26 protein-coding genes are annotated in these 25,606 nt (G+C 35.2%); 17 read left to right on the plus strand and 9 right to left on the minus strand.

Annotation, left to right across the window (positions count from 1 at the left end; genetic code table 11):
• Window positions 1–10: 10 nt before the first annotated feature.
• From M0G43_RS12060 to M0G43_RS12135, 16 genes are all read left to right on the plus strand, one after another.
• Entirely contained in the window at window positions 11–1,975 is a 1,965-nt protein-coding gene (locus M0G43_RS12060) for a heavy metal translocating P-type ATPase (RefSeq protein WP_248026793.1), read from the plus strand.
• Window positions 1,976–1,988: 13 nt separating this feature from the next.
• Window positions 1,989–2,876: a hypothetical protein gene (locus M0G43_RS12065; protein WP_248026795.1), complete on the plus strand. Its 888-nt coding sequence runs from the start codon at window positions 1,989–1,991 to the stop codon at window positions 2,874–2,876.
• 928 nt (window positions 2,877–3,804) lie between these two features.
• Complete coding sequence (locus M0G43_RS12070) at window positions 3,805–4,161, plus strand: single-stranded DNA-binding protein (protein ID WP_248026797.1); 357 nt, start codon at window positions 3,805–3,807, stop codon at window positions 4,159–4,161.
• Window positions 4,162–4,234: 73 nt separating this feature from the next.
• Window positions 4,235–4,615, plus strand: coding sequence for a DUF6876 family protein (locus tag M0G43_RS12075; protein ID WP_248026799.1), 381 nt, complete (start codon window positions 4,235–4,237; stop codon window positions 4,613–4,615).
• A gap of 11 nt (window positions 4,616–4,626) precedes the next feature.
• The gene (locus M0G43_RS12080; protein WP_248026801.1) at window positions 4,627–4,824 is read left to right on the plus strand and encodes a hypothetical protein; all 198 of its coding nucleotides are present in this window, start codon (window positions 4,627–4,629) and stop codon (window positions 4,822–4,824) included.
• Window positions 4,825–5,077: 253 nt separating this feature from the next.
• Window positions 5,078–5,605 (plus strand): BfmA/BtgA family mobilization protein, encoded by a 528-nt coding sequence (locus tag M0G43_RS12085; RefSeq protein WP_248026802.1) that lies wholly within the window; start codon window positions 5,078–5,080, stop codon window positions 5,603–5,605.
• 1 nt (window position 5,606) lies between these two features.
• Window positions 5,607–6,635 carry a MobB family relaxase gene (gene mobB / locus M0G43_RS12090; protein ID WP_248026803.1) on the plus strand — a complete coding sequence of 343 codons (1,029 nt, stop codon included), beginning with the start codon at window positions 5,607–5,609 and terminating at the stop codon, window positions 6,633–6,635.
• Window positions 6,636–6,639: 4 nt separating this feature from the next.
• On the plus strand, window positions 6,640–8,235 hold the full coding sequence (locus M0G43_RS12095; protein ID WP_248026804.1) for a type IV secretory system conjugative DNA transfer family protein: 1,596 nt from the start codon (window positions 6,640–6,642) through the stop codon (window positions 8,233–8,235).
• Between the two features lie 393 nt (window positions 8,236–8,628).
• Window positions 8,629–9,513 (plus strand): Shedu immune nuclease family protein, encoded by an 885-nt coding sequence (locus tag M0G43_RS15830; protein WP_248026805.1) that lies wholly within the window; start codon window positions 8,629–8,631, stop codon window positions 9,511–9,513.
• 12 nt (window positions 9,514–9,525) lie between these two features.
• Window positions 9,526–10,242: a hypothetical protein gene (locus M0G43_RS12105; protein WP_248026806.1), complete on the plus strand. Its 717-nt coding sequence runs from the start codon at window positions 9,526–9,528 to the stop codon at window positions 10,240–10,242.
• Between the two features lie 8 nt (window positions 10,243–10,250).
• Window positions 10,251–11,138 (plus strand): hypothetical protein, encoded by an 888-nt coding sequence (locus tag M0G43_RS12110; RefSeq protein ID WP_248026807.1) that lies wholly within the window; start codon window positions 10,251–10,253, stop codon window positions 11,136–11,138.
• Between the two features lie 41 nt (window positions 11,139–11,179).
• Window positions 11,180–11,854 carry a GNAT family N-acetyltransferase gene (locus tag M0G43_RS12115; protein ID WP_248026808.1) on the plus strand — a complete coding sequence of 225 codons (675 nt, stop codon included), beginning with the start codon at window positions 11,180–11,182 and terminating at the stop codon, window positions 11,852–11,854.
• 126 nt (window positions 11,855–11,980) lie between these two features.
• Window positions 11,981–12,706 carry a DUF6088 family protein gene (locus M0G43_RS12120; RefSeq protein ID WP_262917176.1) on the plus strand — a complete coding sequence of 242 codons (726 nt, stop codon included), beginning with the start codon at window positions 11,981–11,983 and terminating at the stop codon, window positions 12,704–12,706.
• Window positions 12,706–13,683 carry a nucleotidyl transferase AbiEii/AbiGii toxin family protein gene (locus M0G43_RS12125; RefSeq protein ID WP_248026810.1) on the plus strand — a complete coding sequence of 326 codons (978 nt, stop codon included), beginning with the start codon at window positions 12,706–12,708 and terminating at the stop codon, window positions 13,681–13,683. Before M0G43_RS12120 ends, M0G43_RS12125 begins: the two co-directional genes overlap by 1 nt.
• 41 nt (window positions 13,684–13,724) lie before the next feature.
• A complete protein-coding gene (locus M0G43_RS12130; protein ID WP_248026812.1) occupies window positions 13,725–16,997 on the plus strand; it encodes a hypothetical protein in 3,273 nt (1,090 codons plus the stop codon).
• Window positions 16,997–17,491, plus strand: a complete 495-nt coding sequence (locus tag M0G43_RS12135; protein WP_248026814.1) for a hypothetical protein — start codon at window positions 16,997–16,999, stop codon at window positions 17,489–17,491. The genes M0G43_RS12130 and M0G43_RS12135 overlap by 1 nt, the downstream gene beginning before the upstream one ends.
• On the opposite strand, the gene M0G43_RS12140 is transcribed toward M0G43_RS12135, so the two are convergent.
• The 9 genes from M0G43_RS12140 to M0G43_RS12180 are packed head-to-tail and all read right to left on the minus strand — an operon-like array spanning window position 17,488 to window position 24,653.
• Window positions 17,488–17,850 carry a DUF4878 domain-containing protein gene (locus M0G43_RS12140; RefSeq protein WP_248026816.1) on the minus strand — a complete coding sequence of 121 codons (363 nt, stop codon included), beginning with the start codon at window positions 17,848–17,850 and terminating at the stop codon, window positions 17,488–17,490. The two genes, M0G43_RS12135 and M0G43_RS12140, sit on opposite strands and share 4 nt — an antisense overlap.
• Window positions 17,851–17,856: 6 nt before the next feature.
• Complete coding sequence (locus M0G43_RS12145) at window positions 17,857–18,687, minus strand: DUF4138 domain-containing protein (protein WP_248026818.1); 831 nt, start codon at window positions 18,685–18,687, stop codon at window positions 17,857–17,859.
• A gap of 19 nt (window positions 18,688–18,706) precedes the next feature.
• Window positions 18,707–19,630, minus strand: coding sequence for a conjugative transposon protein TraM (gene traM, locus M0G43_RS12150; RefSeq protein ID WP_248026819.1), 924 nt, complete (start codon window positions 19,628–19,630; stop codon window positions 18,707–18,709).
• A 9-nt stretch (window positions 19,631–19,639) separates the two neighbouring features.
• The gene (locus tag M0G43_RS12155) at window positions 19,640–20,257 is read right to left on the minus strand and encodes a conjugal transfer protein TraK (RefSeq protein ID WP_248026820.1); all 618 of its coding nucleotides are present in this window, start codon (window positions 20,255–20,257) and stop codon (window positions 19,640–19,642) included.
• Between the two features lie 16 nt (window positions 20,258–20,273).
• Window positions 20,274–21,116, minus strand: coding sequence for a hypothetical protein (locus M0G43_RS12160; RefSeq protein ID WP_248026821.1), 843 nt, complete (start codon window positions 21,114–21,116; stop codon window positions 20,274–20,276).
• Window positions 21,117–21,118: 2 nt separating this feature from the next.
• Complete coding sequence (locus M0G43_RS12165) at window positions 21,119–21,688, minus strand: conjugal transfer protein (RefSeq protein ID WP_248026822.1); 570 nt, start codon at window positions 21,686–21,688, stop codon at window positions 21,119–21,121.
• Between the two features lie 10 nt (window positions 21,689–21,698).
• A complete protein-coding gene (locus M0G43_RS12170) occupies window positions 21,699–24,095 on the minus strand; it encodes a TraG family conjugative transposon ATPase (protein ID WP_248026823.1) in 2,397 nt (798 codons plus the stop codon).
• Window positions 24,082–24,366, minus strand: coding sequence for a hypothetical protein (locus M0G43_RS12175; protein ID WP_248026824.1), 285 nt, complete (start codon window positions 24,364–24,366; stop codon window positions 24,082–24,084). Before M0G43_RS12175 ends, M0G43_RS12170 begins: the two co-directional genes overlap by 14 nt.
• A complete protein-coding gene (locus tag M0G43_RS12180) occupies window positions 24,366–24,653 on the minus strand; it encodes a hypothetical protein (protein ID WP_248026825.1) in 288 nt (95 codons plus the stop codon). The genes M0G43_RS12175 and M0G43_RS12180 overlap by 1 nt, the downstream gene beginning before the upstream one ends.
• 180 nt (window positions 24,654–24,833) lie before the next feature.
• On the opposite strand from M0G43_RS12180, the gene M0G43_RS12185 reads away from it, so the two are divergent.
• Window positions 24,834–25,493: an N-acetylmuramoyl-L-alanine amidase gene (locus tag M0G43_RS12185; protein WP_248026826.1), complete on the plus strand. Its 660-nt coding sequence runs from the start codon at window positions 24,834–24,836 to the stop codon at window positions 25,491–25,493.
• Window positions 25,494–25,606 lie beyond the last annotated feature (113 nt).

Raw genomic sequence — 25,606 nt, forward strand, 5'->3', positions numbered from 1 at the left:
AATTGGACCAATGATAAAACAAAAAAGAAACCTTCGGGATTTAGACCCAAAAGAACATCAAGGCGAACATTCCGATTCGGATGGCCACAATCACAGCAATCCCGAAAATCTTGGCAAGTTTAGAACTTATTTGCCAGCAATTTTCAGTTTTGTAATGCTCATCGCAGGCATTGCGTTCGATTATTTCGAAACCTTCCCCTACTTTTCGGGCTGGATTCGCATCGTTTGGTATGTCGTGGCATATCTTCCCGTTGGATTTCCTGTAATCAGGGAAGGCTGGAACAGCATTGTAAAAGGCGATTTCTTTACGGAATTTCTGTTGATGTCCATTGCCACCATTGGCGCATTCGCCATTGGCGAATATCCCGAAGGTGTGGCCGTAATGTTGTTTTATGCCGTGGGCGAGCTGTTTCAGAACGCTGCGGTCAACAAGGCAAAAAGAAATATAAAAGCATTGCTCGATGTGCGTCCCAATGAAGCCTTGGTTTATCGGAACAATGATTATGTGTCTGTAAATCCCGAAACCGTTGAAATTGGCGAAAAGGTGCAAGTCCGTGTAGGCGAAAAAATCCCTTTGGATGGTATTTTATTGTCTGATAAAGGTTCGTTCAACACAGCAGCTCTAACAGGCGAAAGCAAACCTGATACGATTGCAAAAGGCGAAAAAGTCTTTGCTGGAAGTATTAATCTGGATGGCGTAATTGATATCGAAACTACAAAAGAATTTAAGGACAGTTCCATTGCCCGAATCCTTGATATGGTACAGAATGCAACAGCTCGCAAATCGAAAACAGAATTATTCATTAGAAAATTTGCAAGAATCTATACACCTATTGTGGTTTTCTTGGCAATTGGATTGACGTTTTTACCTTATTTTTTTGTGGACGATTATGTCTTTAATGATTGGTTATATAGAGCATTGATTTTTTTGGTCATTTCCTGTCCTTGTGCGTTGGTTATCTCGATTCCATTGGGCTATTTCGGCGGATTGGGAGCAGCTTCAAAAAATGGCATTCTGTTTAAAGGCGCTTCCTATTTGGATGAAATGACCAAAATAACAACGGTTGTTATGGACAAAACGGGAACAGTGACCAAAGGTGTGTTCAAAATCAAGGACATAAAAGCCATTGATTGGGAAGAACCTGAATTTATGAAATACCTGATGGCGATGGAAGAGCAATCCACCCATCCCATTGCCAAGGCCATTATGGAATATAAAGCCGATGGCGAAGATTTTCAAGCTTCCGAGGTAAGTGAAATTGCAGGTAAAGGCCTAAAGGGAACAATAAACGGCAAAACTGTTTTGGTTGGAAACAAATCATTGATGACTTCGAATAATATCGAAGTCCCACCTGAAACCGATAACATTGTAGAGTCAATTGTAATGGTTTCCATTGACGATAAATTTGCTGGTTATGTAATTATTGCAGACGAGTTGAAGGATGATGCCCACGAAGCCATAGCACAAATCCGCGAATCCGGAATTTCAAAAGTCATTATGCTTTCAGGCGATAAGGATTCCATTACCCAACAAGTAGCCAAGGAAATGGGCGTAGATTGGGCAAAAGGCGGTTTATTGCCAGAGCATAAGTTGAATGAAGTTGAAAAATTGATGGCAGAAACCGATAACAAAGTGGCCTTTATTGGCGATGGCATCAACGATGCGCCCGTATTGGCCGCAAGCGATGTTGGTATCGCAATGGGAGGTTTAGGCAGTGATGTTGCCATTGAAACAGCAGATGTAATCATCCAAACAGACCAACCCAGCAAAATTGCAAGAGCCATAAAAATTGGACGCTCTACCCGAAAAATTGTTTGGCAGAATATTGGTTTGGCGTTTGGAGTAAAAGCTGTGGTTTTGGTTCTGGGAGCAGGCGGTTTGGCAACGATGTGGGAGGCCGTTTTTGCAGATGTTGGGGTAGCTTTATTGGCGATATTGAATGCTGTTAGATTGCAAAAAATGAAATGGAAATAAAAATAACTTCAAGATGGTAGTAAGAGCAGAATTATCACTTCCTTTTTGGACACAATATTTAGATTCGGAAGACATTCAAGTACCGAACAGAATTACATTCAATGGGACTGAATTTAAATTATCTACACAACGAATTAATAATGATACAAATGTTGCTGTTACTTTCGAAATTCCAAATTTAGTATTACCTATTAATGAAATTATTTTAGAACGAATAAAAGACAACACCATAAACCTTGTTAATCATTACATCTATCATGCAAGAACATTTGACCATTATTCAACCGATATCGTAATGGTCTCCCCAAGAAGTGTTCAAGAAATTCGTATTCAAATTAAGAATGATGAAACTCTTATTTATGATGATAATTTTTTGCTTAAACAGACGCATCCAAAATATTTTCAAGAATACTTTGATATGCTTAACGAGCCTGGTGCTTTCGATGTTTTTGAGGATTTAGTAAGCAACAATAATCATTTGCTTTATATTAATTTAATTTTTGATTCATATTATGCACTTTATGACGGTCGGTTCAATGAATCAATATTGAACTGTTGTACGGCTATTGAATCGATGATTATTCCAATATTATCTGAATGGTTTTCAAAACAACTATTTCACAAAAAATTGACTGATGCTAATAGAATACTGATGGAGATACCAATGGCACTAAAATACGAAATGCTCTTCGGGTCTATTAAAGGTGATTATTTGAGGGTACATCCCAAACTTCTGGAAAAGGCAAAAGAAATGCATAAAACGAGAAATAAAATTGTACACACAGGTTTTCAGGCATCAAAAGCAAAGGCGGAACTGTTTTTAAACACAGCTTCAAAGATAATTATGATTCTACATTTTAATATGGAACCAGAATGTTTTAAGGACGAAGAAAAAGAATAAAGCTATCATTCTGTGGAATACGAATTGGATTATTTCTAACGTCGGTATAAAAACTTTATTTTTCATATGATGTTTGCTCTTTCCACTAACCCATAAGATAGCTCACGCTAATAAAAATACATTTAAAATAACAACATTCTTGCAGCCCATTCCCACTCCATTGCGTTGCTCTCCATTTCGAGAAATGCGCTTCATTAAAAAGTCTTGGACACGACTTCAAAGCTTCCGATTTCCATTCCACTTGACCTCCCATTCTCGAAAAACATCGGGAAGCGGCCAAACTCCATTCCAATCTCCAACTTTAAATTCAAGTCCGCCTAAATCCTAAAATTAGATTGACAATTCAGTTAAACAAGGCATTGCAGCCCATTCCCACTCCACTGCGTTGCTCTCCATTACGGGAAATGCGCTTCATTAAAAAATCTTGGACACAACCCCAAAATTTGAAATCTCCATTCCGCACTTCCCGCTGAAACACGCGGGACACTCCATTCCAATCCCAAATTTCAGGGTTAAGTCCGCCCGAAAAAGAACTTTATTTAGCAATTGGTTCTGCTTGCTTTGATTTTATCCTTCGCAAGATATTTAGTTCCACTTCTCTAGCCATCACTGCCCTTACCTTTTTTTGACAGCAAAACAACAACATTCATTTTTGGACGGCAGCATAAAGCCGCTATGCTTTTTATATGCCTTACCAAACCTGAATATTGTACCAGACCAAGCAACAAAAAAAGGTAACAGCGACGGCTCTATGGGAAGTAAATCTAAAACGAATCTTATGAAATCTTACAAAATCAATAAAAAGCAAGCAGAACCAAAGTTAAAAAAACAAAAAAAGGAAAACGCTTTGGATATAATAAGTAAATCTATCTCAAAACTTATCTGAATGGTTCAGATAGGTCAATATTAACCTTTAAATATTTTTATCATGAGTACATTAAAAAACAAAGTACAGTTGATTGGCAACGTTGGAAACGAACCAGAAATCACGAACCTTGAGAGCGGTAAGAAAGTCGCTAAATTCTCAATCGCCACCAATGAGTTTTACAAAAACTTAAAGGGAGAGAAAGAACAGGATACCCAATGGCACAATGTTGTCGCTTGGGGAAAAACTGCCGAAATCATTGAAAAATATGTGGACAAGGGAAAAGAAGTTGCCCTGGAAGGAAAATTGACCTCACGCTCTTATGAAACCAAAGAGGGAGAAAAACGATACGTTACCGAAGTGGTAGTGAACGAAATCCTGCTTTTGGGAGTGAAAGGCGATGACAAAGCCGATAAATAGTCAAAATTAAAGAGGGCGTTACTGTCTAAAGATGCGCCCTCTTTTTCATTATTAACTAATAAAAAGTAAAACAATGAATGCTAAAGTTAAGGAAATTAAAGAGGGATTGCAACATTTTCACGGTTCTGAACTATTTTTTCAAATCCCATTGATACGAACCCGATTTACCAATGGCATAAAATATTTGGCAGATGTTGCCAATTGTTTTTGGTTGGTCACGGACACTTCCGTAATTGGTCGGAGCTTGATGGATAAAAGTTATTTTATTACCATCGATTTCAAACGGTTATCGAAAGAGGAACAGGAGAAATTTGGTTGCGAAGCCATCATCACGTATGGCGATGGGAACGACCTAATTTTTGAGAAACACAGATACAATGTGACCGATTTTCCATTGGATGAATTGCGCCTGTATTTTATAAACAATACGTTAATGCTTCCGAACGAATATTAAATCATTTTATTATGGTCTATTTGAATTTTACGGATTTAAGCGAAGAAGCCCAAGAACGTTTGCTCAAATCTTCCAAAGAAGATGTAAAGCATAAATATGGAAAGAGCCTTATCGAATATGCATCAAGTCACAATGTGAATTTGGACAAGATGCTGGACGAGGAAGCGGTAAGGAATTTGTATTCCTATACCTATGTGTTTAATATATGACAACAAAAAATGATGAATTTTAAAATTGGACCTTCGGTTATTTGGAGGTCTTTTTTTGTGTTTTGATTTCATTATTCGCAAGATTTTCAAATCTTCATTGGGAATAATTCTAAAATATCAATTATCAAATCTTAAAAAATTCAATTCCAATTTCAGTCTTTGAAAAAGCCATTACATTTTCGGATGGAATGGTATTTTTTTTGTCCAGCGAGCTGGACGAAAAGGAATAGCAAGAGGGTAACACGCTGACGCGATGTTTCGGTTATTAATTTTAAATAAACTGCTTTATATCAGTCGATTGCAATTTATTCCTTTTCGATTTTATCATGATTGCGAGTTGTTTTTTACTAAAAAAGGACATCAGCCCAATAAAACAGGAAACTATTTTACTAAAAACATGGATGAAGGATTTGAAAAAGAACGATTTGAGACCTTAAAAATCAAGGCTTCCATAGTGGTTAAGTTTAGAAGGTTTTGCAAAACAATGTCAAAATCACAATCGATGACTTTACTATTGATGATTGATTTTTTTGAGACCAATGGCATTTCGCCCAACGAATCTATGGGTCCACACATTCATACATTGGAAAAACTTTTTAAGAAACGAATCAATGGTGTTATTGCCATCATGAAGAATATCGAGAAGTACCAAACAAAACCAACCGTTGCCATGTTGCAATCACTTTTTGAGGAAGCCGAACCAATCAAAAAACCACGAATGCTGGAGAAAAGCCCTGAAGAGTTTAAGGCACAATTTGAAAATAAAAAAACCGATTTGTAAAATGTATATCACAATCACAGCACAGAAATTGACATCGACCTACGCTCAAAGTGTTGCCGATTTTGTGGACTATTTAGAGAAGGAAAATGAAGGTCTGGAGCAAGATGAAATGGAGCATTTCTTCAACCAATATGGCGATGAAATTTCAACGGAAAAAGTAGTAAAGGACATCAATGAGAACACGGCAAAATTGAAAAAGGTCGAACCAAAATTTTACTCCATTACCGTTAATCCAAGCAAATATGAATTGAGCAGATTGCAAAATAGTAGCCAAGATTTAAAATTATATACCAGAACCTTGATGGAGGATTATGTCAAATCCTTCAATCGGGAATTGAATGGAAAACCGATTTCAATAAATGACATTAAGTACTTCGCAAAAATCGAACACCAAAGAAGCTTTAAGGGCACCGACCGTCAAATAATCGAAAATCAACCCTTCGCCACAAAAATACTTCAGCTTAAACAGGATTTGAGAAAAGTGCTGCGGGGAGAACTTGAGGGCAATATTTCAACGATGAAATCCCAGATAGAAAAACTTGAAAAGGAAGCACCACATCAGCAGAACGGAAAACGGATTGTACAGGGAATGAAAAAAGATGGCAACCAAAGCCATATACATATAATAGTAAGTCGAAAGGACGCATCAAATTCCATCAGTCTTTCTCCAGGTAGCAAATACAAATCTTCGGAAGTAATGATGAATGGCAAGTTGGTCAAAAGAGGTTTTGATAGGGATGGCTTTTTTCTAAAGGCAGAAAAAACCTTTGACCAGACTTTTGGATATAAGCGGAATTACGCGGAGAGCTATCAATCGAAAAAGGATTACATCAAAAACCCAAAACTTTATTTCTCGACCTTGTTGGGATTACCGAAAAGTGAAAGAGCGCTTGCATTTAAGATACTGGCAAAATCGGGAATCCATGTTCCAAGCATCCCAACCAACAAGGTCCAAATGGCATTGAAAGTCATAAACCGTCTGAAAAGAGGTGTTGACATTGCCATTAAATCCGGCTCAATAGGCATATAATATTATGGAAACACACAGTGTAGTATTCATCATTGGTTCAATTATAGTTTCGAGCATCTTGTTCTATCTCATGTTTCGACTTACCAAATATGGCTTTGCAATCAACTTATTATTGATGGCATTATTTGGTTTTGTTCTACTAATGGAAAATCAGACCTTTTTTTATCATGTCAAATCAGTTCTAACAATGATTTGTCCTATGTTATTAATCAATACTGTCTTGTATGTATTTCTGCACTTTCCAGATGATGGAGATGCAATTTTGAAAACTTATAAAGTCAAATTCAAATTGAATCGTGGCGCTTTCAAACTGAACAATATCAGAAGGGGAGCATCGATTATCGGTTCAGCAGGAAGCGGAAAGACAGAAAGTGTGGTCTTTGGGTTTTTGAAACACTTTAGGAAACAATACTTTTCAGGCGTTATTCACGATTACAAGGATTTTGAAATTACAGAAATGGCCTATCCCCTTTTCAAATCTGAAAAATTCAATTTCTTTATTATTTCATTTGACAGGATTTTTCATCGTGTCAATCCCATTGCACCTCGTTATTTGCCAAATGAAGAAAGTGTCAACGAAGTCTCAAGAGTGCTTATCGAAAACCTATTGGAACAAAAAGAGTCTGGAAGCAGTGGAACAAGTAAATTCTTTAACGATGCCGCAGAAGGCTTGATTGGTGGTTTGATTTGGAAATTAAAGACCTCCTACCCGATGTTCTGTACACTTCCCCATTTGATTGCCATTTATCAAAACTTGGACACCAAGGATTTAATTACTTTTCTGGAAAGTAATGCCACATCACGAGCCATGGCAGATGCTTTTATCAGTGGGAAAGATTCAGAGCGGCAAACGGCTGGAGTGAAAAGCACCTTGGCCAACGCACTTAAAAAAATCAGTACCCAACACATTTTCATGGCACTTTCAGCGGATGATGTTCCTTTGGACATCAGTAATCAAAGTAAACCAACAATAATTTCTGTGGTCAACAACCCAAAATATGAAACGGCCTTTTCGCCAGTCATTGCCACTATCATTCACACCATTACCAAACAAATGAGTGTTCGGAATTCCCGACCTTCCTTTTTGATGATGGAAGAAGCACCAACAATTCGACTATTAAATATGCACAGGATTCCTGCTACCTTGCGGAGTTACAACATTGCAACCATTTATGTCATGCAGGATAAAATCCAAAATGACATTATGTATGGCGATAAGGCGAGCAAAGCCATATTGAGCAACCTATCCTATCAGTTCTTCGGAAAAGTCAATGACCCAGACACCGCAAAATATTACGAACGCTTTTTTGAAATCGTAAAGAAAGAAACCACAAGTGTGAACCGAGGTCATAATCTCAATTTTGACACACGAGTGACAACAGGAGAACGTGAAGTCGCAAAAATTAGAGCTGATGCCTTTTTTCGTTTAAAGCAAGGCGAGTTTATCACATTTGCTGATGGAGAGGACAGAAAGGTTCAATTTAAACTTTATGATATTGAAAGGGAACTGCCTGATGAAGTGCGTGAATATTCTGATGTGGATTTGGAGGCTAATTTTGATAGGATTTATAAGGATGTTAAGTACATTTTTAATATCTAAAATAAGACTGTTCGAAACTTTAAAGATGGCTATTTTGAGAGCAACTTATTAAAATGATATATTTGTTTCTATGCAATTTTAAACTCATAACAATTGATTGAAATAGAAAAAATAAAATCGAAACTCGTTTTAAAATATTATTCGGATTTTCAACCAAGCCAATGGATTGAGTCAAATCTTCAAAGTGAAAAATCATTTTTCATTCAAAAAATTTTTAAAGTTAACAGAAATATATTACTCAAAAAGGTTGAGGGTGTTTTTGACGAACCCGAGTTTCATTTTGTTATCGGAGAGTTAATTGATGATTACTATAAAATTGATAAAGCTGTTTTTGGTTTAACTAATAACTTTTTCCTTCACAAAAAAATAGATTTGGGAGTTAAACATTTTTTTGTGAAATCAAAAATATCTCTTTTATCACAAATTGATAAATATTTCAATAAAGATGTTTTCATTGGTGGAAAAAATGAAGACAAACTTCCAATTGAAGAATTTGAAAACCTTATTAAGATTTTTCCTAATACGCACGAAATAAGTCTTTACAGACAAGCCAAAGTAACGTCAGTTCTAAAAAATTATTTTGACAACATTCCAGATAAGGAAGAAGGATATAAATTGTATCTCAATAAAAAAGTACCTGTCTATCAAAGCAAATTAAGAAAAACGTTTAAAGACGCTGAAATTCTTAAATATGAAACCATATTGGAAAAATTGAAAAATATGCTATCCAATGAAGTAGATTATTCTGAACCTCAATGGCAAGAAGAAATTTTACAAATTATATTATTGCTGTTCCCTAAATACATTGCTGTTTTCAAGGAAGTAAGGTTTAACGATGTTTACAACAACAAAATTCGACGTTTGGACTATGGACTTATTGATTTTATGGGAAATTTGGATTTAGTAGAGATTAAAATACCTTTTGACAAAAGTATAGTATCTGTGAGTCCTTACAGAGAGAATCATATTCCAAATCGAGATTTATCGGGAACTATTATGCAGATTGAAAAATATATCTACTACTTAAACAAAACTGGGCGAAAAGGAGAAAAACAACTAACTGAAAAATATAAAAAGGAATTGCCTAAAAATTTAGAGATTAAAATCACCAATCCAAATGGTATGATAATTATGGGACGTGATATCAATCTCACAAAACAACAATTATCAGATTTTGAAATCATAAAACGTAAGTACAAAAACATAATTGACATATTTACATATGATGATTTATTACGCAGATTGGAGATTATGGTTGTACAATTAAAAAAGATTTAAAATATAAATTTAATGAACAATCGCGTTAACAAAATAATTAAAGATGAATTTGAAGAAATCGACCAATGGATTGATACATTTTTCTCTTCAATTTATAAAATTTCTGAAAACGACTTCGAAAATCAAGACGTTAGAAATTTCTTCAATTCTGCAACTGAATTACTTTTAAACGTATCAAAAAAAAGTAGAATTCGAGATAAATTCGTTCCTTACTATTACAAACCTTCGTTAACGTTAATTTGTTTACTGAAATCAGAAAAAACCGAATGTGAGTATAATTTAATGTACGACCGATATAACAATGAAATCGTTTTTAATACCGACCTCCGTAACTGGGAAAATATTAGAAATATCAAAGACTCATTTTGGACTGAATTATTAGATGCGGCAAATAAACACGATATACAATTTAGTTCCCATAGTGGACCGTTTTATGAAACGGACAAAACACCTGAATTTAATGCAAATTATAAAAGTATTTTATTCAATTTAATGAGCGTTTATATAACCGCAATGTTAGAACCAGAAAAAGAAAGACAAAATATTAGCTTTGGACAATTAGAAATTGTTTGGTCTATTTACGATAAGTGTATTGCTGATATGATGACGGAACTGGAAATTGCTTTCAAACTGTTTTATCGTTTTAATTATCTTCTATGGAAGTCCGAAGATGTAAGAAAGCAAAATAGAGAGAATCGACGTAAGAGAGAACTGCAAAAACGTAAATGATTTATTTAATGAAATATCCATATCTAAAAATCGATTTTAAAGAAAATATAGACGAAGGAACTATTGCTATTATATCAAGGTATTGGGAACTAAAAGATGGTGTCTTTATAAATTCTCCGACTGCATTACGCTCCGAAATAAAAATTACACAACCAAAATTAAATTCCGTAGTAAAGGACAATTCTCAAACAGTTTTGTACATAGAAGATTGTGTTGAATGTGGAAATCCAATAGGAATTGAGGTAACAACACAATCCACAGCAAAGAAGAAGCTCGAAAACACACGCTTCCAATGTTTGGATTGTCAAACTAAATTCAACCAAGAAAATAAAGAGATACCTGCTGAAAATAAAAAAATACATCGCTTGGAATATGCCATTAAGTATAGAATGTGGAACAAATTGACACGTGAAGAATTGGCAGTTCTGAATAAAATTATAGAAGTCGATAACTATAAGAATTTGAATAAAGAACTAATACAATCAAATCCTAATTATTATTGGTTAATTATTGAAAAGCTAAATAGACTATCACTTATTGATGTACAAAGAGAAGATAACTACGTAAAAACAATCTATTTCTTACCAGAATTGGCAGTAGCTATGCAAATAAATCCAAGAAAAAATATTTCGGTGGAATCTAGCTTGAATTTTCATTTACCGAAAAGGTTTAACAACACAAAAAAAACCCAACCAGATTTCTCAAAAATAATCGAATTTGACAGCGATATAATCATTAAGGCTGGGACAAGGTACTTTTGCAGCGTCTGGATAAATTCCGACGGTTCTATTAATTTTGGAATGAAACCAACTTCTGAATTGGATGTAAATAATAATGGAAATAAAGACTATGAGCCGAAACATATTGCAGAAATAATTAGAAAAATGCGGGATTGATGGCTACTTCAAAAACTCATCGGTAGATAAAATGCATTCAAATGAATTATAAATCAAATTTCTTTCCTTCCGAAAAGCACTTATTACAAATTAAAAAATGGCTTCCGATAGGCTTTAGCAATTGGTACTGCATTGCCAAAGCTTTTAGCCAAAAGAATCTAATCGTCTTTACAGAAAATGACTTTCCCATTGGCTTTTTAAGTTATGATATCGACGGGATTTTAGTTAATATAAAACTTTTTCAAATTAAACGAGACTACAGAAATAAGGGTTTTGGAAGGAAATTTGTAAATGAAATGTTGGAAGAATTCAAAAAAAACGGAATTCTTGTAGTTGAATTATATTGTGCACCCGAAGATTCACAGTTCTTTTGGGAAAAAATGGGCTTTATTTACTTTCCAGATTTAAAACTAAAAGACAAACGAATTAGAATGTATCTTCCTTTGGTTGAAACTTTTGAACCCAACAATCAAATAATATCAAATGATGTCATCCAACTATGGAATGACCATTCTGGTATCGCAGATAGAAAAAAGCCAACTTGGACTTGGAATGTAACCGAAGGGAAATTAGAGAAACCGATAATTCTGCCTATTAATGTCAAATGGCAAATTTGCATTAAGTCGAACAACAAGATTATAGAAAAATCGACTGTTTGCAGATGTAGTCTCATGAAGAACAATTTCACAGATTTTTTAATCATTGAATCTGTATAATATAGAGTTAAGGCATTAGATGCTTTAACTAATAAAGAAACTACTGGAGTTTTAACATGTCAAGTAAATAATGGAATAAACTTGACATTTATAGGATAATTTCCATATCTTTGTGGTATAGATATTATGAATATAACAACTGCTATAAGAACTAAAGTTACTCGTATGGACACAGGAGAAGTGTTTACATACGACACTCTTGATATACCACAAAGTGAACTAACTGCTGCTGCAAAAGCTTTAAGTAGAATGGTCAAAAAAGGGACTATCAAACGTTATAAAAATGGACTGTATTACAAACCAAAGTCAACTGTATTTGGTGAAATAAAGCCAAGGGAAGATATTTTGCTTGAAAAATATCTTTTTGAGGATAACAAGCAAATTGCCTATGTTACGGGAATTCGATTATATAATCAGTTGGGATTGACCTCACAAGTTTCCAATGTGATTAAAGTGGCGAGCAAGGATAAACAGATAAAAACCACCATTGGAAACACAAAGGTAAAACCTTCGAAAAGTTATGTTGAAGTCACTAAAAACAATGTACCCTTATTACAGATTTTAGATGTTATGAAAGATTTCAATTCAATTCCAGATTTTGACAAGAAACAGGGAATTTCATTCTTAAAAGATAAAATTGACGCTCTTTCCATTAATGACAAGAATAAAATGGTTTCATTCGCCAAGAAATATCCACCCAAGGTAAGGGCTTTGTTAGGTGCGCTATTGGAAAACCTATCTATGGTAGAATTGAGCAATTCCCTTAAAGACTCTATCAATTATTTAAGTTCGTACGAATTTGGTATCGGCAAAGACTTATTGCCAACTATAAAAAACTGGAATATTGCCTAATGAAACTACACAATTATAAAGAGGCTTTTGAAGGTGCCATTGTCGCTACTGCAGAACATCTTGGAATTTCAGAAATATATATTGAAAAGGATTATTGGGTGACCTATGCCCTAAAGCAAATCTTCACGGATAAAAACGCCAAAGATATCGCAGTTTTTAAAGGTGGTACTTCCCTATCCAAATGTTATAATATTATAGAGCGGTTTTCGGAAGATATAGATTTGGTGGTCATCCAAGATGAAGGAGAAACCGGAAATGCTCTAAAGAAGAAACTCAAAACGGTTACAGAGGCAGTTTCCGAACCTTTAAAATATGTTCCAGAACATCCATTGGAAAATAAGATGGGAAAGATTCGGAAACTCGTCTATGAATATGAAAAAGTAGGCGTAAAAGGTTCGTATGGCCAAATTCGTGACCAGATAGTTTTGGAAGTATCGAGTTTGGGAAATTCCCATCCTTCAAAAAAGGTCAAAATCCAAACAATGATTGTCAAATTCATTGCAGCCACTAACAACGTCGATTTAATTAGATTCTATGAATTAGAACCTTTTTATGTAACAGCGCTCTCCATAGAAAGGACGTTTTGTGAAAAAATCATTAGTCTTGTTCGGTTTTCCTATACGGAACATCCCATGGAGGACTTATCCAATAAAATCCGTCATACCTATGATTTGCACCAACTGTTGAAAGAGAAATCGATAAAGTCCTTTTTAGCTTCAACTGATTTTGAAACAATGCTCATTCAAGTTGGAAAAGATGACGATAAGGCAATCCCAAATGATAAGGAATGGTTGTCCAAACATCCATCAGATTCGTTATTTTTTAGCGATACGGAGAAAGTCTGGGAAACGTTGAGCAAAACTTATAGTGGTTCATTTGAAGAGTTGTTGACTGGAGAGTTGCCTGATGAAAAGGAGGTATTTCAATCTTTATTAACTATTAGAAAAAGATTGAAAAGTATAGACTGGAAAATTTAATTTTCATCAATCGAAAAGTACTAACATAAATTGATAAACCGTTGAATATTAATAAACTTCATATCTTCTCAAAAAATACAGATGCAACGGCATCATTAAGAGGGTATCACTATCAGATTCTAAAAACCGTCAAAACTTGGATTGAAAATTACAGCCTTGATATTGATGACCATATTTATTGCGATTTTGAAGAAGATATTTTTCAATTGAACGAACATTCAAAAACTGCAAAATTTCGGCAAATAAAATTGTATTCCAGAAACTTTTCTTTTAGTAGTGAAGAAATACAGAAATGTATTGCACATTTTTTTATGCTTCACGTAAAAACAGATTATAAATCTCTGGAAAAGGAGTTTGTTTTTGAAGCGAATACGTCGGTTGCACAGAATCGTGAAGGGAACGATGCAGAACTGCTTCGAAATTGGAACAAGCATCAAGATAATTTAAGTGAGGATTTGGCTCACGAATGTGCCCTCAAAGTAAAGGAAATAGTTTCGGAATACATCGAAAAGCAGGCAAAAGCCATAGATGAAGATGGTAAGGACGCTTTTGTGCAAGAAGCATTATCAATTTTCAAATCTTTGGAAGAATCTGATTGGGTCGATTTTATAAAACAAATAAAATGGGAATTCAAAGATGTAAAGGCGGATGATGAATTTATTCAATTAAGAGGATCTATTGAAGAATTAATATTGGAATTACCATTTCATATAGACAAGGAAAATCTACCTTCTATATTTGGAGAACTTCACACATTCGTTTGGGATAAGGCTACCCAATCAGATATCGCAGATAAAAAGCTCACAACTGAAGAATTGAATCAACTTCTGTTGAAGTCATCAAATGAAGCGGACAAGTGGTATTGGGAAGTATATAATAGATGGAAGGATGTTGATGATATAGAACGTGTGGTTATTGGAGAATTTTACGAAGCAATTGACGGAACACGACATTGCAGAATAACCAAACATTTTAGCAAGCATAAAGAACAATGGCTTAAAATAATGGAACTCTATATTGCTAAAGAGGAAATAGATGATGATGTGAAAAGGGCAGCAGTATATGAGTATTTGTGGCTTCTTTTCCGACCTCTTAATATCCGTGAAATTCCAGAGGGAAATTTGAAGGGCAAAGAGGATTATTTCAGGTTTTATTTTAAGGATTTTGATTCGTTTAAAACAGGTAAGGAATTGGAAGATGCTCAAAGCTTAATGAACATCGCTGTTGCGGCAGGTTATATGGACAAAACCAATCTCAAAGGGCCAGAAGTGCAGGTTTGGTTCGATAAAATGCGTGACACACTTAATTCCAAAATTGAAAAGGAACAAAATCCCAATGAGCTATGCTACTTGCTTGAAAATCTTGGAACTCATTATCTGTTTCTCAATTCGAACAGAGAAACGCAGGATAAAAAGGTTCAAGAAGTTTTGGAGCCGTTGGAAAAAATTCTGGAAAATATAGAAAAAGCCGAATATTACAATGTTTCTCAATTAAGTAGCAGACTGACGGATTATGTAGAGCTTCTTATGGAAACTGACGCGGAAGGAAATTCTGGTTTAATTGATGCTGTTATCGAGTTTACAGAAAAATTAAATCCAATTGTAGAAATTAGAAGCGGTAAGTTCAGGTCTGCAAAAAACGATTTGGAACGAGGAATTAAATACTTAAATAGTGACATCCCAAAGCTATCATTAAAAGCGCTGGATTCATTTCATAAAGCCAAGAATAAATTTAATAATCAAGAAAGTTTTGAGGGTTACGTTTTAGCACTTATTAATATAGCACAGCTTTATTCGGGAATAGGAATGAATTTAGCTGCTAAATATTATGCTCTAGGTGCTGCTTGGGTAAGCATTCACAAAGGAGATAGAAAGTTGCTTAAAAGAATTGCAGATGCGTTTGGTATTGTGTTCTACACTGATTTTAAACAGGGTTCTTGGATGAATGCCATTGTTTCTTTTACAAATTATATGAGTGCAAGAAATGAGTTTAAAGGAACACCTTTGAATCCAGAGTTGGAAGAAATGCCTTTTAAAATAATGGCTGACTTGGCATTGATATTCCACGTGTCACCTAAAATAGCGCCTGGATTAAAGGTTATGGTGGAGCATCAAATAAATGATTTAGGAGTGTTGGGCGAGGAATTTATAAGGCCATCATTACAAATATTTGAAGAAAGCCATCCAACCTATCAAACATTAATACCAGTTATTGAACAAGAATTAACGGATGTTCCACTTAACGATTTAGGGAAAACAAGAAAGGTTAGCTTTAATGCACTTGGAATTGAATGGACAATATCTTTCGACAATACCTATGAAATGATACCACAGTCAGAAGAGTTTTGTGGAATAGCGCAAATACTTTTGGCAGAGATTGCATTGTCAAAGTATGATTTTCATTTAATTCGAGGGAAAGTGGAAATACAACTTGAAATTTCACAAAATTTTAAAGGCCCTGCCCAAGAGCCATCCAACGAATCGATTATTTGGAAAGCTTGGGTAAGACAATTGGATAGCCAGGATTCTACGGAAATTAACCTCAATACCTCAAGTTGCGCCACAGCTATAAGAAGGATTGTTAGCAATTTAAGCTTATTGCCTTTTGATGAGTTTGACAAACTTTTTGACTCTCTTTATAAAGAATCGGATTTGGCTGGAAAGACACAAATTCAGGGGCTCTATCAAAGAATGTATCGCTACGTTTTCAAAAAACCGAATTTTGATGCTTTGCAACGCAATAATTTTGAAGCAGTATCCATCCCAAATATCGATTTGCCTAAAACCAATAAGGTTATGGAATGGGAAAATAAATTAAGTTCTCTTTACAGCCAAGAGGTGTCATTAAAGCAAATTGATTACAGATTTGATAGCTTAAATAAGAATATTTATTTAACAATTGGAGAACTTGTTGAGGATCCGGAATTTGTAATACTTTTAAAATCACTTCGAAACGAAGGATGGCAGGATTGGCATATCTTTTTAGCAATTAATAATTTTATCCTTACGCAAAAAACACAATTTAAATTGCGAGAAATATCAAATCCGACACAAGAAGATTTTAACAGAATATATTTTGAAATCAAAGAAATGGATGAAGCAAATTTTAAGGCAGAGTTTCCAGTCATAGCATTTCAAAGTTTGGAATTTCAATTCACACTGAAAAACACAATGATTTTAATACTTGAATCTTTTGGTTTGGCAAATCCATCCAAATACCCAAATTTTGAAGCGATAAGGGAATTTCTGGATGTAAGGTTTAATATGGCAAAAGATGGTTCGGGAGATAAAAACCCATTTAAGGATATTAAGTAATGAAAATTGAATATCTTGTAAAATCCTCTAAAGATTTAACCAAAGAGGAAATCAGACAGTTTAGAGTTCTCTTGGACAAACAGGGACAAGTAGATTCTTCAGAAGGAAAGGCTGAACGATGCTTCAAAATTTGTTTAGTTAAATTAGACGGAAATGCTATAGGTATTGGCGCTTTAAAGCAAGTGTATAAAACCCCGTTTGATTACGCCAAAATCCCTGAAATCAAAGAAAATTACAATTATGAGTTAGGATATCTATTTGTTGATAAAGACAATATCAAAGCTAATTTTCAAGGATTGGGAATAGGAAAATACATTACGAAGTTACTATTAAATGAAATTAAAAACGAAAATGTATTTGCCACAACAGAATTGAACGAAAAAAATTCAATGTATCACATTTTAAAAAGCTTCAATTTTGAAAGTATTGGTAATACATACAAAGGACAAAAGACCAATAAAACCATATGTTTGATGGTTTCAGATAATATTTAAAAAGGGGCCCTCTCCCTCACCCCCTTTTCATCCACTTTCCACTGCCCATCGTCCTTAACCAACTTGAATGTCTCTGGTTTTTCCTCATAAGAAATCGTGAATTTTACCCAAGCCTTATCACCATCAACGGTTTCTTCCAGGACCTTATAGTTCGATGCTCCAGCCTCTTCAGCCGTCATAAAGTCTTGTACAGCAAGAAACGATTCATAACTTTCGGGAGTAGTGTGGGATTTTAGTTTGCTGTTGTCCTTTTTGTAGAAACTCTCGACCACAACTTTTGCGGTTTCAGTATGGGACATTTGTTTGTCTGTACAGTTGAGAAATGCCAAACTCAATAAAAATAAGGCTGCTTTTTTCATGATATTTTAATTTGGGTTATTGATTGTTTTATGTGAAATTTTCAATTTCAAGTTTCGTTCTCCGTTTTTTTCATCGAGTTCCAAAATGACCACTCGTTCTTTGCTGATGGAAAATTTTGGCAATACAAAAACCATTCTTACGGTTTCATTTTCCAATACTTTACTTGGCTCATGGTATTTAAACAAAGCTTCTTTATTAAGATTTTGAAGCGATTTTTTCTTTCCTTTTTTTCTTGTCGCCACGTAAAAATTCAAATAGTTTAATTCATAATCCAATGTGGATTTGTTTTCGATTTTGATAACCACGTATAATTCTTCTTTGTCAAAAACGATGTTTTCAACGCTCAATTTAATGTGGTGTTTTCTGTCTATTAAAAATCCAAATTTCTTTGGTTGGTCTAACAAATAAGCGGAGAATTTCTGATAATAGAAATCTCTGTTAGTAACAACTGATTTTTCCTTTGTCTCTAAATTTTCAAGTGAATCCTTTGGTTTTTCATTGCCAATACTTTTAGATTCTGGAATAAAATAATTTAGTGTGGGAAGATGTTCCTTATACCTTACAATATACGAAAAAATTGCACCATTTTTGTTGATTACCAACAAATTACTTTCGTTTCCTGGTGTTGCCTGAAGCAATCCAAAATATTGTTCTTTCTCTCGGTTATACGTAAAAACAAAGTTATCAGAACCTGTAATTCCTTGCCTAACTGGTTCTGGAAAAAATAGGGCGACGTTCTTGGTGTCGTTCGCATAAATAGTATCTAATGGAATATGGTTTTGTGCGTATAATTTCGATAAAGAAATACAGAATATAATTAGAATTGATGTTTTCATGATTTTGGAATTTGATAGTTTACAATTCAGGTTTTAGTATAAGTTTGTAGTTATTGACGATGGTTACTTTGACATTCCGATTGTTGCGTTGAAATACTTTCTTAATGCCTCCAACTTGTGGCACAGACGGAATATTAATATCTCCAATGATATCGTCAATAACTTCCTTGGATGCTTCAGCTCGAAAATTGTTTTCTATGTAGATGCCTTCACTTCCATCCTGAAGGTCAAACGCCTTTAAATTTGTTGGATGATGATTGATATTTTGAATTTCAATCATAGCTCGATTGGGTTGAAAGCTGATAAAACCATAGAGTGGCGTGTTTTTCGGAATCAACATATCATTAATGACGGCTGCTTTTATCAATCGCAAAAGCAATCTGTGGTTCACTTTTACAACTTGGTTGCCATCAACTTCAACATAGATAGTAGCATCCGTCTTAACATATTTTTTATTCGGAATAGGTTCAGATGCAAAAAACAGTTGATGCTCCACTCCCATTTCTTTTGCTGAAATCGAAGCTTCAATCTCTTGTACTTTGCTTTCCTCTTTGGTTTTTTTGGATTTAGTGCTATCCTTTAAGTAACTAAATTGATACGGTTCTTCAGAATACCTGATTCTTCCCGAGGCATAGATGCTGTCCACGATGTGTTGTTTTTTCTTATCCAACAAATCAGGGTCATAATATCCTAATGAATCAAGCATGCTTTCATCATAGATGCTTGGTGCATTGGTTTGGCGCACCTCCTTTAAATTGTTGATGGCATCCAATTTTGATTTGTATTCTTCCTGTTCCTGTTCGAGTTCCGGAATCGCAGTTTGTTTTAGGTTATCAGATTCAGAATCATCATTTCCCATAACCAAAATGGAATAGGAAATCAAAAAGATGACCACCACAGCCAAGACAGACCCAAAGACGATTTTATTTTTTTCGATTTTCATAACGATAGTTTATTGGTTTTGATTTGACAGTTTTTTCAAGCTGTTTTCAAAATAGTTTGTGATTAATAGTCCATGTGTGTTTTTTGGAAAGTTTCGGTCCACAATAATTAAATTCCCCGTGGTTGTCAGTTCATAGGTATCGACAATCGTCCCTCTGTTGATTTCAAAAATCGTGATAGTTTTAAATGAATAGACACCATCTTTTGCTTCAACTTTCGATTCGATACTGATGACTCTCTGTACCAAAGAATATTGCAGCAGTCGATTGTAAACACCGTCCGCTTTTTTCTGTCTGTAGAGATTGTCCACAGAGCTATTTCCCAACCAAAGGGCTTTCTCCAAATTCCTTTCATAGTTGCTGGCATCAATATTATAGAAATAGGTGTGGAACAATTCCAGATGTGCCAAAGCTTCCACTTGAAAATTTTCCTTTTGAGATACCAGTTTTAAAGGGATGACAGCGCCATTCGTGTTGATGGCAAAGGCATTGTTCAACGCCTTGTGATACGTAGTATAGACCATCCAACCTGAAAATATGCTGGACAGCACCGCTCCTACCACAACCACAATGATTATCAATCGATTCATTCTTAAAACTGTATAGATGTCTTTATATGAGGTTTTCATTTTGTTGAATATTTTCTTAAGCTGTAAAGAGCCTTAAAGTGAATGATGTAGCACGTTTGTACAATCTGAATTTGAGAAATACGATAAAACCAATCGAACCCAATTCCACAACTGGCGCAAAGAAGTTGCTGCCAACGTCAGTCCCAAACAAATTGTTCCAAAAATTGGTATTGATTTCCGTATAAATGGCATTGATAAACACATTGACAAGAAAAAACGCAGGCACAAGCATATAGACCGCTGCATAGAGCCTAATAAATGTATAGGCCATAGACCGAAATTTCTCAAATACCGCCAAACTGATGACCAATGGAAAAAAAGCTTGCATGATTCCGAGCAAAAAATAACGCTCGGCCAGAAATAAGGGGTAAATGAACAAATCCAATATCCATAGGAACAGACTGATGATAAATGCAAGGATTTTGAATCCATACAATGGCGTTACCAAGGCTTCATATAACAATGCCAGGGCTTTTTTGGCGGCTTCCAATGCGCCCACATCCTCTTCCAAAGGAATATCCTGCATTTGAAGTGGAAGGAGCGCAGGAGCCGTATTCCGATATTGACCCTCAATCGCTATAAGAATACCATCAAAAAATCCCAAAATTTGAGTAGAAAAGATAACCAGGAGAACCACCATAAAGTTTTTGGCGAGTTCCCCTGGACTCAATCCCCAAGTATATCCTTCTTTTTCTGCAACGCCTTCATTATATTTTTTAAGAATATTGACCAAGAAAAACACCACAGCAAGTACTTTCATTCCAGCAATGGTATACTGCGAAAAATCGCTACCCTGAATCGTTTGAAATACGGCGTCCACATATTCCAGTCCTATTCCCAAAATGAAGTTGGCAGTCATCGTTAATAATCTGTTTCTCGGTTATTGATTTTATCCTGCATTTTTCTGAAGGAAATAATGTCGCGATAACGTTCTGTTTTCTTTGTGATTTCTGCGACCATTTCTTTCGATTTCATTTCTTTTTCCTGTAATAATTGGGTACGTTCGGCATCTGTCATTTTCAAGAAATCACTTGATAGGATTTTATCGATAAAATTCAAATCGTCCATAGAGCTCTGAATTATGGAATTGAAGGAATTGGAAATCTTTGTAACCTCATTTGGTTTGATGTATTGAGAATTCAGAATTTCCTGTAAATCGTTTTGAACGATGCCATAAAGCCGTTGGTTGTTTTGAGCGATTTCTTCAACTGCTCGAAGCTGTTGAACAACACTTGCAACTTTTTCAAGATTTTCCTTTTGCTTTTTTAAGAATTCAACTGTTTTTAAGAGTTGGGACGTTTGTTTTGCAGATTCTATAAGGGATTTGGCAAGACTTATAAAATTAGTGTTGTCATAAACTGGCATTCCTTGACCGCTTACGTTTAAGCTAAAAAGGATTGCCATTGCGAGAATTAAAATTTTTGTTTTCATTGTACTTGTTTTAAGATGAATATTCAGTGATTGCTTTTTCCATATCTTGATGCTTTTGATAAAGCTTCATTATTTCTTCGTTTTCTGCGCCATCGGTTAAGTAGGCAGCATAGACTTCCTTCGGAACTTCAAGGCGGAAAATGTTACTTTCCTTACCGATTTTGATAAACATTTCGGTGTACTTCCGTGGTCCTATCAAGTTGTTTTTGATGGATTTCAATTGATTCAAATCGTGGCTGGATAGATTCAAGCGTTTCTGCAGCTCGACATATCCCTTTTCGTTGTTCAGACTATAAATGACCTGTGTGTTTTCAAGTATGCTTGCGGAAGTTGAATTGTTCGGCAATTGATTGATGGACTGTAAAATGATTCCAATTGCGCCATTTTGTTTTCTGATGGCTTGGTAGTAGAATTCCACACTTTCCAATACATTTTCAAATTTTAGCTGTTTGGCAAATTCATCAAACAGGATGATGCCCTTTTCGGCACGATTACGCCAAATGGTTCTTTGGATGGCAGACTTGATGAGCTTGAGCATTACGGAAAGAATTTCCTTATTGTCCTTCACTTCGTCCAGTTCAAAAACAATCAGCCGTTTTTCCTCAATTTTGTACGTCTGGTCTTCGCTCACTTCAAAAAGAAAACTATATAGACCATCCCCGACGTACTCTGACATTATGTGCAAAAAGTTGGTAATGTTGAAGTAGTCGGGATGGATTTTAAGTTGACCAAGTAACGTGTCTTGGTTACCTTCTATAAAGCGGTAAAAACTATCCAAAGAGTGTGCTTCGGAAATTATTTGATAATAGTGAAGCAATATTTTCTTGATGGAAACCGATTGTGCCTTCGTAACCTTTAAATCGGAAGCAAACAGCTCAAACAAAAAAATGGATAAATCTTCCAATCGTTCTGGTGTAAGGTCATCTTGATTGCTGATGTAAAAAGGATTGATGCCCAAGTTCTTCCCACTTTCATAGCGAAGAACCGTGTATTGTTTTGGATAGAGTTTTGCGAACTTGGTGTAAGAACCACCAAGGTCAATAATGACCAGGCGGACACCACTTTCAAAATATTGGCGTAGAATGTTATTGGCCAAAAAGGATTTTCCTTCACCTGTGGGTGCAAAAATCGCAAAGTTACGTGCCTTGATGCGTTTTTTCCGTTCGTCCCAAACATCCTTTAAAACAGGAATGTTGTGTTCCCTATCATTGAAGATAATTCCGGTGGCATCCGATTTGTAGTTGCTGTTGTTTATGGTCAGACATAAAGCGTGTTTTAAATCGGTCACATACAAATCCTCATTGGAAAAATTTGAAGGAAAACAGAAGTAGCTGTTGAGGATATAATTCTTACGTTCTTCGCCTCTTGGATAGTATGGGATGATGTCCAATTCCTTAAATTCCGTTTTTATCTTGGAAGCAATTTTTTCAAGTTCCCGTTCTTTTCGGGCCCAATAGATGATGTTCAGATGACCGCGAATAATCCGTGCATTGTCATCTGCATTGATTTGATTTTGAATGTGCTGAATTTTTTCCAACACCACTTTGTTCTGTGAACCGAAATTGGAACTTTTCTTGAGTTCTTCGATTTTTTTGTCCAACAGCTTACGCCATTTCTGTTTGTCATCCAGATAGATGATTTGATTGACAATGTGGTTTTCGGTCAGTGTAAGTCCTATGCCGTCAATAAATCCTTGATGGAATACAAAATCGTCTGACGTAAAACGCTCATTGGTTTTACTGCTCTGGACACTTTCGCCAAAACACAGTTCGCTGTTGACCGCAAGAGCATCAAAATGGTTCTCACCAATACTGATATTGGATTTTTCCAATAAAATATCTGTATCAAAGCCTTCATTGAAACCATTAAAATAACTATTGGTTATGGATTGGATTTCTTCAGCTTTCAGCGCAATGAATTCCATCTTACGGCTATTATTGATAAAGGAAACAGAATCACTCACAGAGCCAATAAAGCTATTGACCGTATCGTCCAATTCCTGAATAATCCCTTTGTTGATTTTTTTAAATGGATTGACATATTTGGAATTGTTCAACGCCTTGTTTTTGGTCAGGATAAAGAATAGAAAGCATCTGTGTTCCATATATTCTCGACCCTTAAAATGAGTGTGGGTCGCTTTTTCAAGAAACGTGTTTTTTGGCAGTTTTTCGGATGAATAGGATTTCTTCAAATAGACATCCTGCTTGTGAACAACTGTTCCAATAGGTAAGGATTTGATTGCCTGAAACCAAGCTGCGTGTATATCCTCAAAGTCTTTTTCGGATAGTGAATAGATTTCCGGAAGCATCCCTTCATAACACAGTACGATATTGCCATTATTGGCAAACACGATATTATCTTGAATATCGACGATGGGTTGATAAGCCGAAAGATTAATCTTCTTCATAATCGAGAGCAGATGATTTTTTGTTACTGATAATTCTTGGGAATACTCGTGCCATTTGAAAAAGTTGTGGATTGCTCGTAATTCTGATAAGAGCGCCATACAGTAATGTATTGAATATCAATACGCCAAGTATCAGCCCAAAACTGAACGAAAAAATGATGACCAAAAGCGAAGCGACAATGGCAATCATCATTAGGGCGAACAGTGATACCGGAAGCCCGAATATCATTGCTTGTTTTCTAATGTTTTTATAGACTTCGAACCGTTTCATTACACCACGATGCTGATTAGGTAAGTGAAGATTCCAACGACTGCGCCTGCAATAAGCACGAAGACCAAAACCCGCGTAATCCCTTTTTTGAGGTCAGCGTTTTCACCAAAAAAGTGCCCTGCATTGAACAAAAACCCAATAAGGAAGATGACACCAAGAATAATTGGAAAGATGGTTCTAATGGTATCGGAAACGTCATTGACCGAATCTTCAATACCACCAATCTGTGCAAAAGTGGGCACTGAAATTAGCAACAATGCCATCAATAGGATTATTGATTTTCTCATAATTGTTCGTTTTTAGATGCCTGATTGAAGGCGGTTTATGAATGAACTTTTGCGAAATCTATTAAGTAATGAAGCGGAAGAAAGAAAATCATCAAACTTTAACAAGAGTTGGTGTTAAACTTTGGATAATTATTATGGATTGGATGGATTCTTTGAATTTTGTTCAATAGAACAGAAACAATGAAGGATTGGAATACATTTTATAGAAACGTTGTTTTGCTGGTATTTTTGGCACTTGCATCCAACCTTTTCGGACAGACTGAAAAGGCTGGAAAGAAGATAATTGTCATTGACCCTGGCCACGGCGGAATTGATTCTGGTGCAGTCGGCATCAATGGAATTAAAGAGAAAGATGTCGTCTTGAATATTGCTTTGGAAATCATTCGACTGAATGAACTAAAACCATATAATAATCTTGACATTTATTTGACAAGATATAAAGACACCCTAATTTCTTTGAGTGACAGAACCAAATTATCAAAAGCGCTTCATACAGATATATTTTTTTCCCTGCATTGCAATCATTCAGATAATCCGAAAGCGAGAGGGATTGAAGTCTTTGTTTCAAATTCTATTGGAAAATATTTTAAGCATTCCATTTTAATGGGACATGAAATTGAAAAGGCATTGGTTCATAATATTGGTTTGGAAAGCCGCGGTGTTAAGTTTGCCAATTTTCAGGTGTTGCGGGAAACGGTTGATTATTTTCCTTCGGTGCTGTTGGAATTTGGGTTTTTATCGAATATGGATGAGGCAAGTTATTTTTCAGTGGATAAAAATCTGAAAGGCTTTGCATTATTGCTATTGAATGAATTATATAAAATAAAAAGCTATGAATAAGTTGTTTGAACAGGTTTTGAAAAGTTTGAAGCAGATTGTTGTGGCTGTAAGTTCTGAAATCAAAATCATTTTAAGAAGAATAATTTAAATAAGTATTGATTTCACCCAAAAAC

This window comes from Subsaxibacter sp. CAU 1640 (assembly GCF_023156585.1).
GTDB lineage: Bacteria > Bacteroidota > Bacteroidia > Flavobacteriales > Flavobacteriaceae > JBPOFM01.